General features: G+C 71.4%; 15 protein-coding genes. 9 read left to right on the top strand and 6 right to left on the bottom strand.

From position 1 onward, the window contains the following. The first annotated feature begins 360 nt into the window (after positions 1 to 360). On the top strand, positions 361 to 1,149 hold the full coding sequence (locus CG719_RS09550; protein ID WP_100568105.1) for a protein phosphatase 2C domain-containing protein: 789 nt from the start codon (positions 361 to 363) through the stop codon (positions 1,147 to 1,149). Positions 1,150 to 1,176: 27 nt separating this feature from the next. On the opposite strand, the gene CG719_RS09555 is transcribed toward CG719_RS09550, so the two are convergent. Further along, a complete protein-coding gene (locus CG719_RS09555) occupies positions 1,177 to 1,668 on the bottom strand; it encodes a MarR family winged helix-turn-helix transcriptional regulator (protein ID WP_100568106.1) in 492 nt (163 codons plus the stop codon). 196 nt (positions 1,669 to 1,864) lie between these two features. On the opposite strand from CG719_RS09555, the gene CG719_RS09560 reads away from it, so the two are divergent. Beyond that, complete coding sequence (locus CG719_RS09560; RefSeq protein WP_100568107.1) at positions 1,865 to 2,689, top strand: lysozyme; 825 nt, start codon at positions 1,865 to 1,867, stop codon at positions 2,687 to 2,689. A gap of 175 nt (positions 2,690 to 2,864) precedes the next feature. On the opposite strand, the gene lon is transcribed toward CG719_RS09560, so the two are convergent. Continuing rightward, on the bottom strand, positions 2,865 to 5,297 hold the full coding sequence (gene lon / locus CG719_RS09565; RefSeq protein ID WP_100568108.1) for an endopeptidase La: 2,433 nt from the start codon (positions 5,295 to 5,297) through the stop codon (positions 2,865 to 2,867). An 89-nt stretch (positions 5,298 to 5,386) separates the two neighbouring features. Continuing rightward, positions 5,387 to 6,097, bottom strand: a complete 711-nt coding sequence (locus tag CG719_RS09570; protein WP_324838194.1) for a rhomboid-like protein — start codon at positions 6,095 to 6,097, stop codon at positions 5,387 to 5,389. A 303-nt stretch (positions 6,098 to 6,400) separates the two neighbouring features. On the opposite strand from CG719_RS09570, the gene CG719_RS09575 reads away from it, so the two are divergent. From CG719_RS09575 to CG719_RS09605, 7 genes are all read left to right on the top strand, one after another. Then, positions 6,401 to 7,078: a spermidine synthase gene (locus CG719_RS09575; protein ID WP_100568109.1), complete on the top strand. Its 678-nt coding sequence runs from the start codon at positions 6,401 to 6,403 to the stop codon at positions 7,076 to 7,078. Between the two features lie 122 nt (positions 7,079 to 7,200). After that, positions 7,201 to 7,938, top strand: a complete 738-nt coding sequence (locus CG719_RS09580; protein WP_100568110.1) for a response regulator transcription factor — start codon at positions 7,201 to 7,203, stop codon at positions 7,936 to 7,938. Beyond that, a complete protein-coding gene (locus CG719_RS09585; protein WP_100568111.1) occupies positions 7,935 to 9,041 on the top strand; it encodes a HAMP domain-containing sensor histidine kinase in 1,107 nt (368 codons plus the stop codon). Before CG719_RS09580 ends, CG719_RS09585 begins: the two co-directional genes overlap by 4 nt. Before the next feature lie 282 nt (positions 9,042 to 9,323). Beyond that, entirely contained in the window at positions 9,324 to 13,115 is a 3,792-nt protein-coding gene (locus tag CG719_RS09590; protein ID WP_100568272.1) for a multifunctional oxoglutarate decarboxylase/oxoglutarate dehydrogenase thiamine pyrophosphate-binding subunit/dihydrolipoyllysine-residue succinyltransferase subunit, read from the top strand. 87 nt (positions 13,116 to 13,202) lie between these two features. Continuing rightward, positions 13,203 to 13,382, top strand: coding sequence for a DUF6104 family protein (locus tag CG719_RS09595; protein ID WP_003992906.1), 180 nt, complete (start codon positions 13,203 to 13,205; stop codon positions 13,380 to 13,382). 198 nt (positions 13,383 to 13,580) lie between these two features. Beyond that, complete coding sequence (locus CG719_RS09600) at positions 13,581 to 14,486, top strand: DUF4097 family beta strand repeat-containing protein (protein WP_100568112.1); 906 nt, start codon at positions 13,581 to 13,583, stop codon at positions 14,484 to 14,486. A gap of 1 nt (position 14,487) precedes the next feature. Continuing rightward, on the top strand, positions 14,488 to 15,489 hold the full coding sequence (locus CG719_RS09605) for a PadR family transcriptional regulator (protein WP_100568113.1): 1,002 nt from the start codon (positions 14,488 to 14,490) through the stop codon (positions 15,487 to 15,489). A 41-nt stretch (positions 15,490 to 15,530) separates the two neighbouring features. Here CG719_RS09605 and CG719_RS09610 read toward each other — a convergent pair whose 3' ends face one another. The 3 genes from CG719_RS09610 to CG719_RS09620 form a co-directional block, all read right to left on the bottom strand. Next, entirely contained in the window at positions 15,531 to 16,097 is a 567-nt protein-coding gene (locus CG719_RS09610) for a Clp protease N-terminal domain-containing protein (RefSeq protein WP_100568114.1), read from the bottom strand. Further along, complete coding sequence (locus tag CG719_RS09615) at positions 16,097 to 16,306, bottom strand: helix-turn-helix domain-containing protein (protein ID WP_037745578.1); 210 nt, start codon at positions 16,304 to 16,306, stop codon at positions 16,097 to 16,099. The genes CG719_RS09610 and CG719_RS09615 overlap by 1 nt, the downstream gene beginning before the upstream one ends. Before the next feature lie 88 nt (positions 16,307 to 16,394). Further along, on the bottom strand, positions 16,395 to 17,102 hold a 708-nt coding region (locus CG719_RS09620), incomplete at its 5' end, for a zinc-binding dehydrogenase (protein WP_234375498.1).

The raw sequence follows: 17,102 nt of genomic DNA on the forward strand, positions 1-17,102 counted from the left end.
GGCGCGGACGGGTGCGTACACCCTACCCACGCTCTCGACTCCGCTCGAGCAGGGGGGACCTGCATCGGTTCCCGACCCTCCCAGTGCCGGTGGGCAGTGGTCCTGCATCGTCCGACCGGCCACCCGAAGGAGTGAACCCCGGAGGGTAGTTGGCGGGCAAGTTCCTCCGGCGTGTGCACGGGCACGGTGAGGTGGGCCGGTTGGACGTCTGCGGCGGGCTTTGGCAGTATTCGCCGCCACGTCTTCCCGGAGCGATCCAATTGCACCCAAACCAGGCGGCTGACCTGCGTCGCCTCGTCGATTCCCGGACGGTTGCCACCCTTTCGCAAGGCTTGTGAAGGGCTCGTGCAGACTGGCCGGATGCGCACTGAGGTTGTTTCGGAGCCCGGCCGTCCCGACTGCCCCAACGAGGACTTCGCGAGTGTCGGACTACCCGCGTCTGGACAGGGTGGTTGCCTCGTCGTCCTGGACGGGGTGACGCCGCCGCGGACCGGGACGGGGTGTTCGCATTCGGTCTCCTGGTTCACCGCCCGGCTGGGCGGCGCGCTGACCGAACTGACGGTTTCCTGCCGAGATCTGACGCTGTCGGAGATTCTTTCGCGAGCCATCCTCCGTACCGCCGAGTCGCACGCTCCGACCTGTGACCTTTCTCACCCGCGCACGCCTCAGGCAACCGTCGTTCTGGCCCGCTGGTCGGCGGAGGCGGTCGACTACCTGGTGCTGTCCGACTCGGTGCTGCTGCTGGAGTCCCCCGACGGGTCGGTCACCCCGGTCCTGGACGACCGGCTGGCCCGGCTGCCCCGGGCGTCGCTCGCCACGGACGCGCTCATCGACGCCGTCGTGCGCAACAAGGAGGGCGGCTTCTTCACCGCGGCGGCGGATCCCTCGGTGGCCGCCCGCGCCGTGACGGGCAGCGTGCCGCGCGCCGGGGTCCGCGCGCTGGCCGCGCTGACGGACGGGTCGGCGCGGTGGGTGGAGAAGTTCCAAGCGGGCGACTGGGCAGGGTGCCTCGGGCTGGTGCGCGAGGAGGGGGCGGGCTCGCTGGTGGGCCGGGTGCGGGCCCTGGAGACGGCCGACAAGGAGGAGCGGACGTATCTGCGGCGCAGCAAGACGCACGACGACGCGACGGTGGTGTTCGTGGAGCCGTGATCACGGCCAGCCGGGCGCCGCGACCGGCTACTTCTCCGTGACCTGGTTCAACTCGTGCAGCAGACGGGCCAGTTCAGCCACCTCGCGGCGGTCCCAGTGGGCGAGCTGGCTGACGTAGCGGGCGCGGCGCGCCTCGCGCACCTGGCCGACCCGGCGGCGGCCGTCGTCGGTGAGGGCCACCAGCCAGGCCCGTCCGTCGGCGGGGTCCGGTTCCCGGGCGACGAGGCCGAGTTGCTCCAGGGCGTGCAGCTGGCGTGACATGGTCGCCTTGCCGACGCCGATGTACCCGGCGAGCTCCGTGGCGCGCTGGCGGCCGCACTCCTCCAGGCGGACCAGCAGCCCGTAGGCGGCGGGCTCCAGGTGCGGATGGACCTCGCGCGCCATCTCGCCCTGGTTGGCCCGTGCGCGGCGCAGCAGCACCGTCAGTTCGCGTTCCAGGGACAGGAACTCCCGGTCCGCACCGCTCGGGGACGCGCCGGACACGGCCCCACGTCCGCCGCTGTTTCCGTCTTCGTGCACGTCAGCCCCTGCCTGAAGGTTTCCCGTTCCTGAAAGTTTCCGCCAGTCGGCGCCATCACCGCAGCTCCGTCAGTATTTCGCAGGCGTAGACCATCGGCAGACCCCGGGACCCCTTCCCAGGCTCCGGTCTACGTGCGTAGCTTCCGACATGCCCCGCATCCCCCCACCGAGCACCACCGAGCTTCGGAGGCACGTCATGTCCGTGCACAGATCCGGAACGGCCCGCGTGCGGCGGCTCACCGCCGCGGGAACCCTGCTCGCCGCGTTCTCCCTGCTCCTCACCCTCCCGTCCGCCGCCGCCACCGCGCCCGCCCGTGGCTCCGCCCACATGGGCATGGGCGTCGTGCAGCACGACGGCCGGGGCGGCACGCCGGCCGGCGGGAACACCGCCGTCGCCCAGACCGAGGGTGTCGACGTGGCCGGCTACCAGGGCAGCGTCGCCTGGTCCACGCTCTGGAGCAGCGGCGTCAGGTGGGCATACGCGAAGGCCACCGAGGGGACGTACTACACGAACCCCTCCTTCGCCCAGCAGTACAACGGCTCGTACAACGTGGGCATGATCCGCGGCGCGTACCACTTCGCCACCCCGGACACCACGAGCGGCGCCGCCCAGGCCAACTACTTCGTCGACCACGGCGGCGGCTGGTCCCGCGACGGCAGGACCCTGCCGGGCACCCTCGACATCGAGTGGAACCCGTACGGGGCCGCCTGCTACGGCAAGACGGCGAGCGCGATGGTCAGTTGGATCGCCGACTTCCTGAACACCTACAAGGCCCGCACGGGCCGGGACGCCGTGATCTACACGGCCACGAGCTGGTGGACCGACTGCACCGGCAACTACGGCGGTTTCGCCGCCAACAACCCGCTGTGGATAGCCCGTTACGCCTCGGACCCGGGCACCCTGCCGGCCGGCTGGGGCTTCTACACCATGTGGCAGTACACCTCGTCAGGCCCGACGGTCGGCGACCACGACAAGTTCAACGGCGCCCTGGACCGGGTCCAGGCACTGGCCAACGGCTGACGGCTGACGCCGCCGCGGAACTCCCCGGCCGAGGGCAGGGGGTCGCCCCCGGCCGGGGCCCCGGGGCCCGCCCGGCACGAGCGCGGCGGCCCACACCGAGCGCACCCCGGGAAACACCCGGCCGGACCACCGCGGCTTGTGGCGCGGTGGTCCGGCCGGGCGCGGCTCCGCCGGGTCACGCGGCGGCCGGGATCTCCTGTGAGGCGCCGTTGGTCGCCGGGGCGAGGGCCAGGTCCAGGACCTGGCGGACGTCCGTGACGGTGTGGACGTCGAGCCGGTCCAGGACCTCCGCCGGGACGTCGTCCAGGTCGGGCTCGTTGCGCTTGGGGATGACCACCGTGGTCACACCCGCGCGATGGGCTGCGAGCAGCTTCTGCTTGACGCCGCCGATGGGCAGGACACGGCCCGTCAGCGAGACCTCGCCGGTCATCGCCACGTCCGTGCGGACCAGGCGGCCGGACAGGAGCGAGGCGAGCGCGGTCGTCATGGTGATGCCCGCGCTCGGACCGTCCTTCGGCACCGCGCCCGCCGGGAAGTGGATGTGCACGCCCCGGTCCTTCAGATCGCCCACGGGCAGCTCCAGCTCGGCGCCGTGGCTGCGCAGGAAGCTCAGCGCGATCTGTGCGGACTCCTTCATCACGTCGCCCAGCTGGCCGGTCAGGGTCAGCCCGGCCGCACCCGTCTCCGGGTCCGCCAGGGACGCCTCGACGAAGAGGACGTCGCCCCCGGCCCCGGTGACCGCGAGGCCCGTCGCCACACCCGGGACGGACGTACGCCGCTCGGCCGGATCCTGCGCGGACTCCGGAACGTGGTGCGGACGACCGATCAGTCCCCGCAGCTCATCGTCGGTGACGGTGAACGGCAGCTCCTGCTCGCCCAGTTCGTGCTGGGCCGCGATCTTGCGCAGCAGCCGCGCGATGGACCGCTCCAGGGTCCGCACGCCCGCCTCACGCGTGTACTCGCCGGCGATCCTGCGCAGCGCGCCCTCCTCGATCGTCACCTCGTCCTGGCGCAGACCGGCACGCTCGAGCTGGCGCGGAAGCAGGTGGTCGCGGGCGATGACGACCTTCTCGTCCTCCGTGTAGCCGTCCAGGCGGACGATCTCCATCCGGTCGGCCAGCGCCTCCGGGATCGCCTCCAGCACGTTGGCCGTGGCCAGGAAGACGACGTCGGACAGGTCCAGCTCCACCTCCAGGTAGTGGTCCCGGAAGGTGTGGTTCTGCGCCGGGTCCAGGACCTCGAGCAGTGCCGCGGCCGGGTCGCCGCGGAAGTCGGAGCCCACCTTGTCGATCTCGTCGAGCAGGACCACCGGGTTCATCGACCCGGCCTCCTTGACGGCGCGCACGATCCGCCCGGGAAGCGCGCCCACGTACGTACGCCGGTGGCCGCGGATCTCCGCCTCGTCCCGGACGCCGCCCAGGGCGACGCGCACGAACTTGCGGCCCATGGCGTGGGCGACGGACTCGCCGAGGCTGGTCTTGCCCACGCCGGGCGGCCCGACGAGCGCGAGCACGGCTCCGCCGCGCCGCCCGCCGATCACGCCGAGGCCCCGGTCGCCGCGCCGCTTGCGCACCGCCAGGTACTCGGTGATCCGCTCCTTCACGTCCTCGAGGCCCGCGTGCTCGGCATCCAGTACCGCTCTGGCGCCCTGGATGTCGTAGGCGGAAGCGCTGTCATCGGTCCGCTCGTTCCACGGCATGCCGAGGACCGTGTCGAGCCAGGTGCGGATCCAGGAGCCCTCGGGCGAGGCGTCGGAGGACCGCTCCAGCTTGTCGACCTCCTTGAGCGCGGCCTCCCGGACCTTCTCGGGCAGGTCGGCGGCCTCGACACGGGCGCGGTAGTCGTCGGACTCCTCGCCGTCGCTCTCGCCGTTCAGTTCGCGCAGTTCCTTGCGGACGGCCTCCAGCTGGCGGCGCAGCAGGAACTCGCGCTGCTGCTTGTCGACGCCCTCCTGGACGTCCTTGGCGATGGATTCGGCCACGTCCTGCTCGGCGAGGTGGTCGCGCAGTTGCCGGGTGGCGAGCCTGAGGCGGGCCACCGGGTCGGCGGTCTCCAGCAGCTCGACCTTCTGCTCGGTGGTCAGGAAGGGCGAGTAGCCGGAGTTGTCGGCGAGCGCGGAGACGTCGTCGATGGCCTGCACACGGTCGACGACCTGCCAGGCGCCGCGCCCCCGCAGCCAGGCGGTGGCGAGCGCCTTGTACTCCTTCATCAGGTCGGCGACCTGGCCGGGCGCCGGCTCGGGCACGTTCTCGTCGATCCGGGTCCCCTCGACCCACAGCGCGGCGCCGGGGCCGGTGGTCCCGGCTCCGATCCGCACCCGGCCGCGCCCGCGGATGAGCGCGCCCGGGTCGCCGTCGGCCAGGCGGCCCACCTGTTCGACCGTGCCCAGTACACCGGTCCTGGCGTACGTCCCTTCGACCCTCGGCACCAGCAGCACCCTGGGTTTGCCCGGCTCGTCACGCGCGGCGGCCTGCGCGGCCTCCACCGCGGCCCGTACCTCGGCGTCGCTCAGATCCAGCGGAACCACCATCCCGGGGAGCACGACCTCGTCGTCGAGCGGCAGCACGGGCAGGGTGAGCGGTGTGAACTCGGTGGACTCAGCAGCCATGATCTCCCCTTCGGCAGTCAAGTTGAGTTATGCCGACTCAATGCGTGGGGCGGATCGATTGTTCCCCGACACCTGTTCGCTCTGAGCGATCACTCAGCGGCACGTGCCCGGCGCCAGCGGCGTATCACCGGCCACGTCGCCACGCCGAGCCCCACCGCGATCAGATGGCCACAGCTCGTCATCGGGTCGACGAAGCCCGTCAGGTCCTGGACCAGCAGGGCCACGAACACGAGGAGCAGGGGCCAGCGCAGCCAGGGCGTGAGCAGACCGGCCAGGGCGCCGAGGCTGGCCGCGACACCGAAGCTGATGCCGTAGTCGAGGCGGTGCGCCGAACTGCCCGGCAGGCGGCCCGCGAGCACCGCGAGCCCGACGGGGACCTCGGTGGCGAGGGTGGCCAGCACGTGCCCGAACAGGAACACACCGGCGGTACGCAGTCCGCCTATCCGCCGCTCCAGCGCGGTGAGCACGAGCAGGAAGCAGAGGGAGTACGCCGACACGACGCCGCCCGCGATCCACAGCGCGCTGGCGGGCAGCACCAGCAGGGGCGCCCGCACCAGATGGGCGACGTCCGTGCTGGAGCTCTGCTGCAGGGCGTCCACCACCGCGGGATCGGCGTACCGGGCGACGAGCGAGGTGACGGCGAGCAGGGCCGTGTACCCGAAGGTGAACGGGGTGCCCGTGGGGCTGGGCAGCAGCCGCCACGGACGCAGACCGCGCAGCGCCGCGGCGGGCCGCGCCGAGCGAGCCGGCTCCCCACCCGCGTCCACCGGGGCGGCGTCGCCCGCCCGCTGCTGCGGCATCCCGTCAAGCGCCTGCGGCGCCTGCGCCGGAGGCTGAGGCGACCCCGAAGGCGGCGGCGAGTCCGGGGGGCCGGCCGTCGCGGTCCGATCCACGGTGCGGCGCTCCTTCCGTCGCGCCCCACACTTCGTGCCCCCGGCGCCCCTGTCCATGACCGACGCCACCCGCGCGGCGATTCTCAGCAACCTATTAAGTTCCCGGCGGCCCCCGCGACCCGGACACCCCGGCGGCGCGCCGGGCGCTCGCACACGGGTGTCACCCCTAATTCATGCGGGCTTACGGGCCCGTTGGGGCAGGATGACCCCATGACCGGCTCCTACGACGCCCCCGAGGTGCTGGACCGCCGCGAGGGCCCCTACGGCGAGGTCGTGCTGCGCCGGCACGGGGCGCTGCTGCAGATCATCGCCAACGGCTGCTTCCTGATGGACACCTCCGACGGGCGCTCCGAGCGCCTCCTGGTCGACGCGGCGCTGGCCGCGCTGCCGGAGCGGCGGGCGCCGAGCGTGCTGATCGGCGGCCTCGGCGTCGGCTTCTCACTCGCGCACGCCGCGGCGGACCCGCACTGGGGACGGATCACTGTTGTCGAACGCGAACGCGCGATCATCGACTGGCACCGCGACGGCGCCCTCGCCGAGCTGACCGCGGACGCGCTGGCCGACCCGCGCACCGAGGTCGTGGAAGGCGACATGGTCGCCTACGTCAATGAGACATACGACACGTTCGACGCGCTGTGCCTGGACATCGACAACGGCCCCGACTGGACGGTCACCGAGGACAACGAGGAGCTGTACGGGCCGGCCGGACTGGCAAGCTGCTCAAGGGCGTTGAGGCCCGGCGGGGTGCTCGCGGTGTGGTCCGCGAAGCCATCCGCGGAATTTGAAGGAACCTTGCGGAATGTCGGATTCCGGCAGGTGCGCACCGAAGAGGTCCCCGTTGCCCGGGGCGTTCCGGACGTCGTGCACCTCGCGGTCCGACCTGGATAGCAAAGGCGCGGCCGGTCCCCGTACGCTGCTCCCCTGGCGCCGATCATTCAAGCGTCAATCGCAACTACGCGCAGTCAAGGGATCACCCCACGGATTCCGGAAAGCACACTCAGGGGCGGGCGATGGAGCAGACACACACCGCGCACAACGGCACGACGGCCACCCCGGGCGCTCAGCGCCGGGTCCTGGTGGTCGAGGACGACCAGACCATCATGGATGCCATCGCCACCCGCCTGCGCGCCGAGGGATTCCTCGTGCAGACCGCGGGCGACGGCCCGGCAGCCGTCGACACCGCCGAGGCCTGGCAGCCGGACCTGCTGATCCTCGACATCATGCTGCCCGGCTTCGACGGCCTGGAGGTCTGCCGCCGCGTGCAGGCCCAGCGTCCGGTGCCGGTGATGATGCTCACCGCGCGGGACGACGAGACCGACATGCTGGTCGGCCTCGGGGTCGGCGCCGACGACTACATGACCAAGCCGTTCTCGATGCGGGAGCTGGCCGCACGCGTGCATGTGCTGCTGCGCCGCATGGAGCGGGCCGCGCTGGCCGCGGCGACCCCGCGCAGCGGCATACTGCGCCTGGGCGAGCTGGAGATCGACCACGCCCAGCGCCGGGTGCGCGTGCGCGGCGAGGACGTCCACCTCACGCCCACCGAGTTCGACCTGCTGGTGTGCCTGGCGAACACCCCGCGCGCGGTGCTCTCGCGCGAGCAGCTGCTTGCGGAGGTGTGGGACTGGGCGGACGCCTCCGGCACCCGGACCGTGGACAGCCACATCAAGGCGCTGCGCCGGAAGATCGGCGCGGAGCGGATCCGCACGGTGCACGGCGTGGGCTACGCCCTGGAGACACCGACGCCATGAGGGACGGGCCGGCCGCACGGAGGAACCAGGGCGAGCCCTGGGGTGGCGTACGCCCGTTCTCGATCAAGACCAAGCTGGGCGCACTGGTCGTCATATCGGTGCTGATCACCACGGGTCTGCTGCTGATCGCCGTGCGCACGGCGACGGAGCTGCGGTTCATCACGGTCTTCTCGATGATCGCCACGCTGCTCATCACGCAGTTCGTGGCGCACTCGCTCACCGCGCCGCTGGACGAGATGAACACGGTGGCCCGCTCCATCTCGCACGGCGACTACACGCGCCGGGTGCGCGAGAACCGCCGGGACGAGCTGGGCGACCTGGCCCAGACGATCAACCGCATGGCCGACGACCTGGAGGCCGAGGACCGCCAGCGCAAGGAGCTGGTGGCGAACGTCTCGCACGAGCTGCGCACGCCCATCGCGGGCCTGCGCGCGGTGCTGGAGAACATCGTCGACGGGGTCACGGAGGCCGACCCCGAGACCATGCGCACGGCGCTGAAGCAGACCGAGCGGCTGGGCCGGCTGGTGGAGACGCTCCTTGACCTGTCCCGGCTGGACAACGGCGTGGTGCCGCTCAAGCTGCGCCGCTTCGAGGTGTGGCCCTACCTGGCGGGCGTGCTGAAGGAGGCCAACATGGTCGCCTCGGCCCGCGCGGGCATCGCCTCCGGCTCCGGCAGCCACACCCGTACGGACGTCCATCTGCACCTGGACGTCTTCCCGTCCGACCTGACCGCGCACGCCGACCCCGAGCGCATCCACCAGGTGGTCGCCAACCTGATCGACAACGCGGTCAAGCACAGCCCGCCGCACGGGCGCGTGACGGTGAAGGCGCGGCGCGGCGCGCGGCCGCACTCGCTGGAGCTCGAGGTCCTGGACGAGGGGCCCGGCATCCCGCGTTCGGAGTGGCACCGCGTCTTCGAGCGTTTCGACCGGGGCGCGGTGCACCGGCCGCACGGTCCGGGCAGCGACGGCGGCACCGGACTCGGTCTGGCGATCGCCCGCTGGGCGGTGGACCTGCACGGCGGCCGGATCGGTGTGGCCGAATCCGAGCGGGGCTGCCGGATCCTTGTCACTCTTCCGGGTCTGCCGTCTTTGCCAAGTTGACGTAAAGTTCGATCGCGAACCCCAAGATCCACGAGCATCCCCGCAGGCGGACACGTGTGATCAGGCAGGGGCCTGCATCCCACAGGGGTCAGGCCCGGGTCCCCCCTTCCCTGGCGCAGCGGAACTACGCTTGTTTCCCGCCATTTCAAGTCCCGAAACCCAGGTTTTGATGTGACTTACATGACGAAGGAGTGGCCCGACCTGACCTTCCCCCTCTCGGGGGCGTAGCCTTTATTCCCGCTGTCCATCATTCTTGTGAAGCGGAAGAGGGCGGTTGCCGCCGTGTCGCCACAGTCCCCCAGTAACTCGAGCATCTCGACCGACACCGACCAAGCCGGGAAGACCTCCGCGGCTGCGTTCGGTGCCAATGAGTGGCTCGTCGACGAGATCTATCAGCAGTACCTCCAGGACCCGAACTCCGTAGACCGCGCCTGGTGGGACTTCTTCGCCGACTACAAGCCGGGGGCCGCAGCCCCGCAGGCTCCGGCGGGTACCGCGGCCGCGGGGGCCGCGGAGACCACCACCCCGGCTCAGGCGGCGCCCGCCGCCGCGCCGGCCGCCCCTGCCAGGCCCGCTCCCCAGGCCGCCGCGCCGGCCGCTCCCGTGCAGCCCCCGGCCGCCCCCCGGCCCGCGGCCGCCGCTCCGGCGCCCGCGAAGCCCGCGGCTCAGGCCCCGGCGCCGGCGAAGCCCGCCGTCGAGGCTCCCGCCGGTCCGGAGCTCGTCACGCTGCGCGGCCCCTCCGCCGCGGTCGCGAAGAACATGAGCGCCTCGCTGGAGCTGCCCACGGCCACGTCCGTGCGCGCCGTCCCGGTGAAGCTGCTGTTCGACAACCGCATCGTCATCAACAACCACCTCAAGCGGGCTCGCGGCGGGAAGATCTCCTTCACGCACATCATCGGCTACGCGATGGTCCAGGCCATCAAGCAGATGCCGTCGATGAACTGGTCCTTCGCGCAGAAGGACGGCAAGCCCACGCTGGTCAAGCCGGACCACGTCAACCTCGGCCTGGCCATCGACCTGGTGAAGCCCAACGGCGACCGCCAGCTCGTCGTGGCCGCCATCAAGAAGGCCGAGACGCTGAACTTCTTCGAGTTCTGGCAGGCCTACGAGGACATCGTCCGTCGCGCCCGCGACAACAAGCTGACGATGGACGACTTCACCGGCGTCACCGTCTCCCTCACCAACCCCGGCGGTCTCGGCACGGTCCACTCCGTGCCGCGGCTGATGCCCGGCCAGTCGGTGATCATGGGCGTCGGCTCCATGGACTACCCGGCGGAGTTCCAGGGCACCTCCCAGGACACCCTGAACAAGCTCGGCATCTCCAAGGTCATGACGCTCACGTCGACCTACGACCACCGGGTCATCCAGGGCGCCGCCTCCGGCGAGTTCCTGCGCGCCGTCGCCAACCTGCTGCTCGGCGAGCACGACTTCTACGACGACATCTTCAAGTCGCTGCGCATCCCCTACGAGCCGGTCCGCTGGCTCAAGGACATCGACGCCTCGCACGACGACGACGTCACGAAGGCCGCCCGCGTCTTCGAGCTGATCCACTCCTACCGGGTCCGCGGCCACGTCATGGCCGACACCGACCCGCTGGAGTACCAGCAGCGCAAGCACCCCGACCTGGACATCACCGAGCACGGGCTCACCCTGTGGGACCTGGAGCGCGACTTCGCGGTCGGCGGCTTCGCCGGCAAGACGCTGATGAAGCTGCGCGACATCCTCGGCGTGCTGCGCGACTCGTACTGCCGCACGGTCGGCATCGAGTTCATGCACATCCAGGACCCCAGGCAGCGCAGGTGGATCCAGGACCGTGTGGAGCGCCCGCACTCGAAGCCGGAGCGCGAGGAGCAGCTGCGCATCCTGCGCCGGCTGAACGCGGCCGAGGCCTTCGAGACCTTCCTGCAGACGAAGTACGTCGGCCAGAAGCGGTTCTCCCTGGAGGGCGGCGAGTCCGTCATCCCGCTGCTCGACGCGGTCATCGACTCGGCGGCCGAGTCCCGCCTGGACGAGGTCGTCATCGGCATGGCCCACCGCGGCCGCCTCAACGTCCTGGCCAACATCGTCGGCAAGTCGTACGCGCAGATCTTCCGCGAGTTCGAGGGCAACCTCGACCCGAAGTCGATGCACGGCTCCGGCGACGTGAAGTACCACCTGGGCGCCGAGGGCACGTTCACCGGCCTGGACGGCGAGCAGATCAACGTCTCGCTGGTGGCCAACCCCTCCCACCTGGAGGCGGTGGACCCGGTCCTGGAGGGCGTCTCCCGCGCCAAGCAGGACATCATCAACAAGGGCGGCACGGACTTCACGGTCCTGCCGGTGGCCATCCACGGCGACGCGGCCTTCGCGGGCCAGGGCGTGGTGGCCGAGACCCTGAACATGTCGCAGCTGCGGGGCTACCGCACCGGCGGCACGGTCCACATCGTCATCAACAACCAGGTCGGCTTCACGGCCGCCCCGGAGTCCTCGCGTTCCTCCATGTACGCGACGGACGTGGCGAGGATGATCGAGGCCCCGATCTTCCACGTGAACGGCGACGACCCGGAGGCCGTGGTCCGCGTGGCGCGGCTCGCCTTCGAGTTCCGCCAGGCGTTCAACAAGGACGTGGTGATCGACCTCATCTGCTACCGCCGCCGCGGTCACAACGAGTCGGACAACCCGGCCTTCACCCAGCCGCTGATGTACGACCTGATCGACAAGAAGCGCTCGGTGCGCAAGCTCTACACCGAGTCGCTGATCGGCCGGGGCGACATCACCCTGGAAGAGGCCGAGCAGGCACTGCAGGACTACCAGGGTCAGCTGGAGAAGGTCTTCACCGAGGTCCGCGAGGCCACCGCCCAGCCGGCCTCCGGTGACGTCCAGGCACCGCAGGACGGCTTCCCGGTCGCGGTCTCCACGGCCGTCTCCGCCGAGGTCGTCAAGCGCATCGCCGAGTCCCAGGTCAACATCCCCGACCACATCACCGTCCACCCGCGGCTGCTGCCGCAGCTCCAGCGCCGGGCGGCGATGGTCGAGGACGGCACGATCGACTGGGGCATGGGCGAGACCCTCGCCATCGGCTCGCTGCTCCTGGAGGGCGTCCCGGTCCGGCTGTCCGGCCAGGACTCCCGCCGCGGCACCTTCGGCCAGCGGCACGCGGTGATCATCGACCGCGAGACGGGCGAGGACTTCACCCCGCTGCTGTACCTGTCCGAGGACCAGGCCCGGTACAACGTCTACGACTCGCTGCTGTCCGAGTACGCGGCGATGGGCTTCGAGTACGGCTACTCGCTGGCCCGCCCGGACGCGCTGGTGATGTGGGAAGCCCAGTTCGGCGACTTCACCAACGGCGCCCAGACGGTGGTGGACGAGTTCATCTCCTCCGCCGAGCAGAAGTGGGGCCAGACCTCCGGCGTCACCCTGCTCCTGCCGCACGGCTACGAGGGCCAGGGCCCGGACCACTCCTCGGCCCGCCCGGAGCGGTTCCTCCAGCTCTGCGCGCAGAACAACATGACGGTCGCGATGCCGACCCTGCCGTCGAGCTACTTCCACCTCCTGCGGTGGCAGGTGCACAACCCGCACCACAAGCCGCTGGTCGTCTTCACCCCGAAGTCGATGCTGCGCCTGAAGGCCGCGGCCTCGAAGGCGGAGGAGTTCACCGCGGGCCAGTTCCGTCCGGTCATCGGCGACGCGTCGGTGGACCCGGCGGCGGTCAAGAAGGTCGTCTTCACGGCGGGCAAGGTCTACTACGACCTGGACGCCGAGCGGAAGAAGCGCGGCGTGACCGACACGGCGATCATTCGCCTCGAGCGGCTCTACCCGCTGCCGGGTGCCGAGCTCCAGGCCGAGATCGCCAAGTACCCGAACGCGGAGAAGTACCTCTGGGCCCAGGAGGAGCCGGCGAACCAGGGCGCGTGGCCGTTCATCGCCCTGAACCTCATCGACCACCTGGACCTGGCGGTCGGCGCGGACATCCCGGCCGGCGAGCGCCTGCGCCGCATCTCCCGTCCGCACGGCTCCTCCCCGGCCGTCGGTTCCGCGAAGCGGCACCAGGCGGAGCAGGAGCAGCTGGTGCGCGAGGTGTTCGAGGCGTAACCGCTTCCTCGGTTCGCACCTGACCGGGCCGCACCCCCTGAAACGGGGGTGCGGCCCGGTCGTTTCGGCGCGCCTATCCTTGACTCCATGTACTTCACAGACCGTGGCATCGAAGAGCTGGAGAAGCGGCGGGGCGAGGAGGAGGTCACCTTCGAGTGGCTGGCCGAGCAGCTGCGGACCTTCGTCGACCTCAATCCGGACTTCGAGGTACCGGTGGAGCGGCTGGCGACCTGGCTGGCCCGGCTGGACGACGAGGACGACGAGTAGGACCGGCCGTCCGCTCGGCGCGGGGCGCCCCCTTGGGGGCGCCCTGTCTGTTTTCTGGAGTCTGCCCCGGTCCGCCTTTCCGGCGGCACGCGCTCGCCTCACCCGTACGAGTGTCTTGACTTCCCCGGGACGCGATATATCGTGGATTGCAGACGACGCGATATGGCGTGTCGCGTCCGGCCCGGGGAGGTCTGCACCATGTCCGAGTGGTCCGTCGGTGAGCCCAGGAAGCTCACCTTCGACGAGCCTGTGACCGCGCTCAACGTCCGCATCGTGCACGGAGCGGTGAACGTCGTGGGGGTGGACGAGGGTCCGGCCCGCCTGGAGGTCTCGGAGATCGAGGGGCCGCCCCTGGTGGTCACCCAGCAGGGCGGGACGCTGACGGTGGCGTACGAGGACCTGCCCTGGAAGGGCTTCCTCAAGTGGCTGGACCGCAAGGGCTGGCGGCGCAGCGCCGTGGTCTCCGTGGCCGTCCCGGCGACCACGCGGGTGGAGCTCGGAGTGGTCGGTGCCGGCGCGGTGGTCTCGGGGATAGGCGGACGCGCGGAGGTCAAGGGCGTCTCCGGGGACACCACTCTGGTGCGCCTGACGGGTCCGGTGCGCGCGGACACCGTGTCGGGGAGCGTGGAGGCGCAGGCCCTCTCCGGTGACCTGCGGTTCAACTCGGTCTCCGGCGACCTGACGGTCGTCGACGGCGCCGGTCCCTCGGTGCGGGCGGACTCGGTGAGCGGGTCGATGATCGTCGACCTCGACCCGGCGGGCGGCCCCACCGACGTGAGCCTGACCAATGTCTCCGGCGAGATCGCCATCCGGCTCCCCCACCCGGCGGACGCACAGGTGGACGCGAACACCGCGAGCGGGACGGTGTCCAACGCCTTCGAGGACCTCAAGGTCGGCGGCCAGTGGGGGGCCAAGCGGATCACCGGCCGTCTCGGCGCGGGCAACGGACGGCTGAAGGCGACCACCGTCTCCGGCTCCATCGCGCTGCTGCGGCGCCCGCCCGCGGAGGACGGACCGTGGGGGGCGGAGCCACGGGACGCCCGCCCGGCCGAGGGCGCCGGCGGCGGTACCGCCCATGGCACGACCGACAAGAAGGTGCTCTGACATGCCTCCCGTCTTCGCTCACGGCCGACTCCGTCTGTACCTGCTCAAGCTGCTCGACGAGGCCCCACGCCACGGGTACGAGGTGATCCGGCTGCTGGAAGAGCGCTTCCAGGGTCTGTACGCCCCCTCGGCGGGCACGGTGTACCCGCGGCTGGCCAAGCTGGAGGCGGAGGGCCTGGTCACGCACACCACCGAGGGCGGCCGCAAGGTGTACGCGATCACGGACGCGGGCCGCGCCGAACTGGCCGACCGCAGTGGCGAACTGGCCGACCTGGAGCTGGAGATCCGCGAGTCCGTCGCCGAACTCGCCGCTGAGATCCGCGCCGATGTGCGCGGCGCCGCCGGAGATCTGCGGCGCGAGATGCGCGCGGCCGCCTCCCAGGCCCGTGAGGGCTCCGGAAAGTACGGGGAGCCCGGGGAGCACGGCAAGGCCGACGACAAGGAGGCCTGGCAGGCCGCCAAGGAGGAGATGCGGCGCGTCAAGCAGGAGTGGAAGGAGCAGGCACGGCGCGCGAAGGAGGAGAGCCGCAGGGCACGCGACGAGGCCCAGCGGGCCAAGCGGCAGGCCAAGGACGCGCAGGAGCGGGCGCGGGCCCAGGCGCAGGAGGAGTTGCAGCGCATCGCCAAGCGGGTCCAGGACCAGGTGCAGGACCACTTCGACCGGGGTGACTGGCCCACGGGGGTTCGCGAGGGCCTGACCGAACTGGCCAAGGAATTCGGCGACTTCGGCAAGGACTATGCCTTCGGCCGCACCGCGGCCCGCCCCGAGTACTCCACGACCCCGGAGGACTTCCCGGCCCGCTACGAACCGGCCTGGGCGCACGAGGATCTCACCGGCGACCACGCCCGCGACCTGGACCGCCTCCTGGACCGCTTCCGCGACGACATCCGCGACACGGCCCGGGACAACGGCATCACCGCCGACCAACTCCTCGAGGCCCGTGGCCATCTGTCCGCGGCGGCGGCCCACATCGCCTCGCTCCTGCAGCGCCCGAAGGTCTGACGGCCGCCCGCCGGCACACTCGGGCGGCCATCCCCTTCAGCTCAACCGGCCGCCCGCGCCTGTCCCCCGCCGTACAGCACGCGGGTCACCGACTCGTAGGTCACACCGTGGTCGGCGAGGGCCTCGGCGGGCACACCCGGGCGGAGGGTCAGGGCGAGGAGGATGTGCTCGTCGCCGAGGTGCCGGTCGCGGTGGGCCGCCGCCGTGCGCAGGGCCTTTTCGAGCGTGTCCTTGGCGCTCCGGCTGAAGGCGCGGCGGCCCGGCCACGAGCCCTTGCCCCGCCGGTCGCCGGACATCGCCCCGACGCCGTGCGTCTCCTCCACCCGGGAGACGATCTCCGAGACGTCGATGCCCAGGCCCGCGAGGGCGTCGGCCTCGGCCCGGGACAGACCGGCGCGCCGCCGTGCGTCGTGCAGCGCCTGCCGCACGGGCTCCCCGTCCTCGTCGAGCCCCAGCGCCGCCAGCGCGAAGGACCCGCGGCTGCCCTCCCGGTCGAGCAGGGCGAGCAGAAGGTGCTCGGCGTCCACGGTCTGCGCTTTCGCGTCGTCGGCGTACTCCACCGCCCCCCGCACCACGGCCCGGGCGTCCTTCGTGAACCGTTCGAACATCACTGCCTCCCGTACTTCTTGTGCACGGCCTGCCTGCTGACGCCGAGTTCGGCGGCGATCTCCTGCCACGACCAGCCCTGGTTGCGCGCACCGCGCACCTGTACCGCCTCGAGCTGCTCCAGCAGCCGGCGCAGCGCGGCGACGGCCCGCAACCCGACCCGGGGATCGCGGTCGCCCGCGCGCTCGGCGAGATCCGTTGCTTCGGTCATGGTGTCAACTTACATTGACACTCCGTGATGTGTCAACCGTAGTTGACACATCACGGGCCCGGCACTCGGAGAACAGGAAGGGAGGGAGTCAGGAGGTGGTGAGCACGACCTTGCCGAAGTGGCCGCCCGACTCCAGCCGTTCGAAGCCCTCGCGGGCCCGGTCGAGCGGCAGCACCTCGTCGATGACGGGACGGACCCCGGTGGCGGCGCAGAAGGACAGCAGGTCCTCCAGTTCGTCCTTGGTGCCCATGGTCGATCCCACGACCTTCAGCTCCAGGAAGAAGATGCGTGTCAGCTCGGCATGGGACGGCCGGTCGCCGCTCGTGGCCCCGGAGATGACGATCGTGCCGCCGGGCCGCAGCGACCTGACCGAGTGCGACCAGGTGGCCGCGCCGACGGTCTCGATCACCGCGTCCACCCGCTGCGGCAGCCGTGCCCCCGGCTCCAGTGCGTCCACCGCGCCGAGCTCCACCGCACGCCTGCGCTTGGCCTCGTCCCGGCTGGTGGCGAACACCCGCAGTCCGGCCGCCCTGCCGAGCACGATCGCGGCCGTGGCGACACCGCCGCCGGCGCCCTGGACGAGCACGGAGTCGCCGGGACGTACCCCGGCGTTGGTGAAGAGCATGCGGTACGCCGTCAGCCACGCCGTGGGCAGACAGGCGGCCTCCTCGAAGGAGAGCTCCTTGGGCTTGGGCAGGACGTTCCAGGTCGGCACGGCCACCCGTTCGGCGAAGGTGCCCTGGTAGCGCTCGGTGAGGATGGACCGGGGCTCCGCGGGCCCGACCCCGTGCCCGCT

It is taken from the genome of Streptomyces sp. CB01373, from assembly GCF_002803075.1.
Taxonomy (GTDB): Bacteria; Actinomycetota; Actinomycetes; order Streptomycetales; family Streptomycetaceae; genus Streptomyces.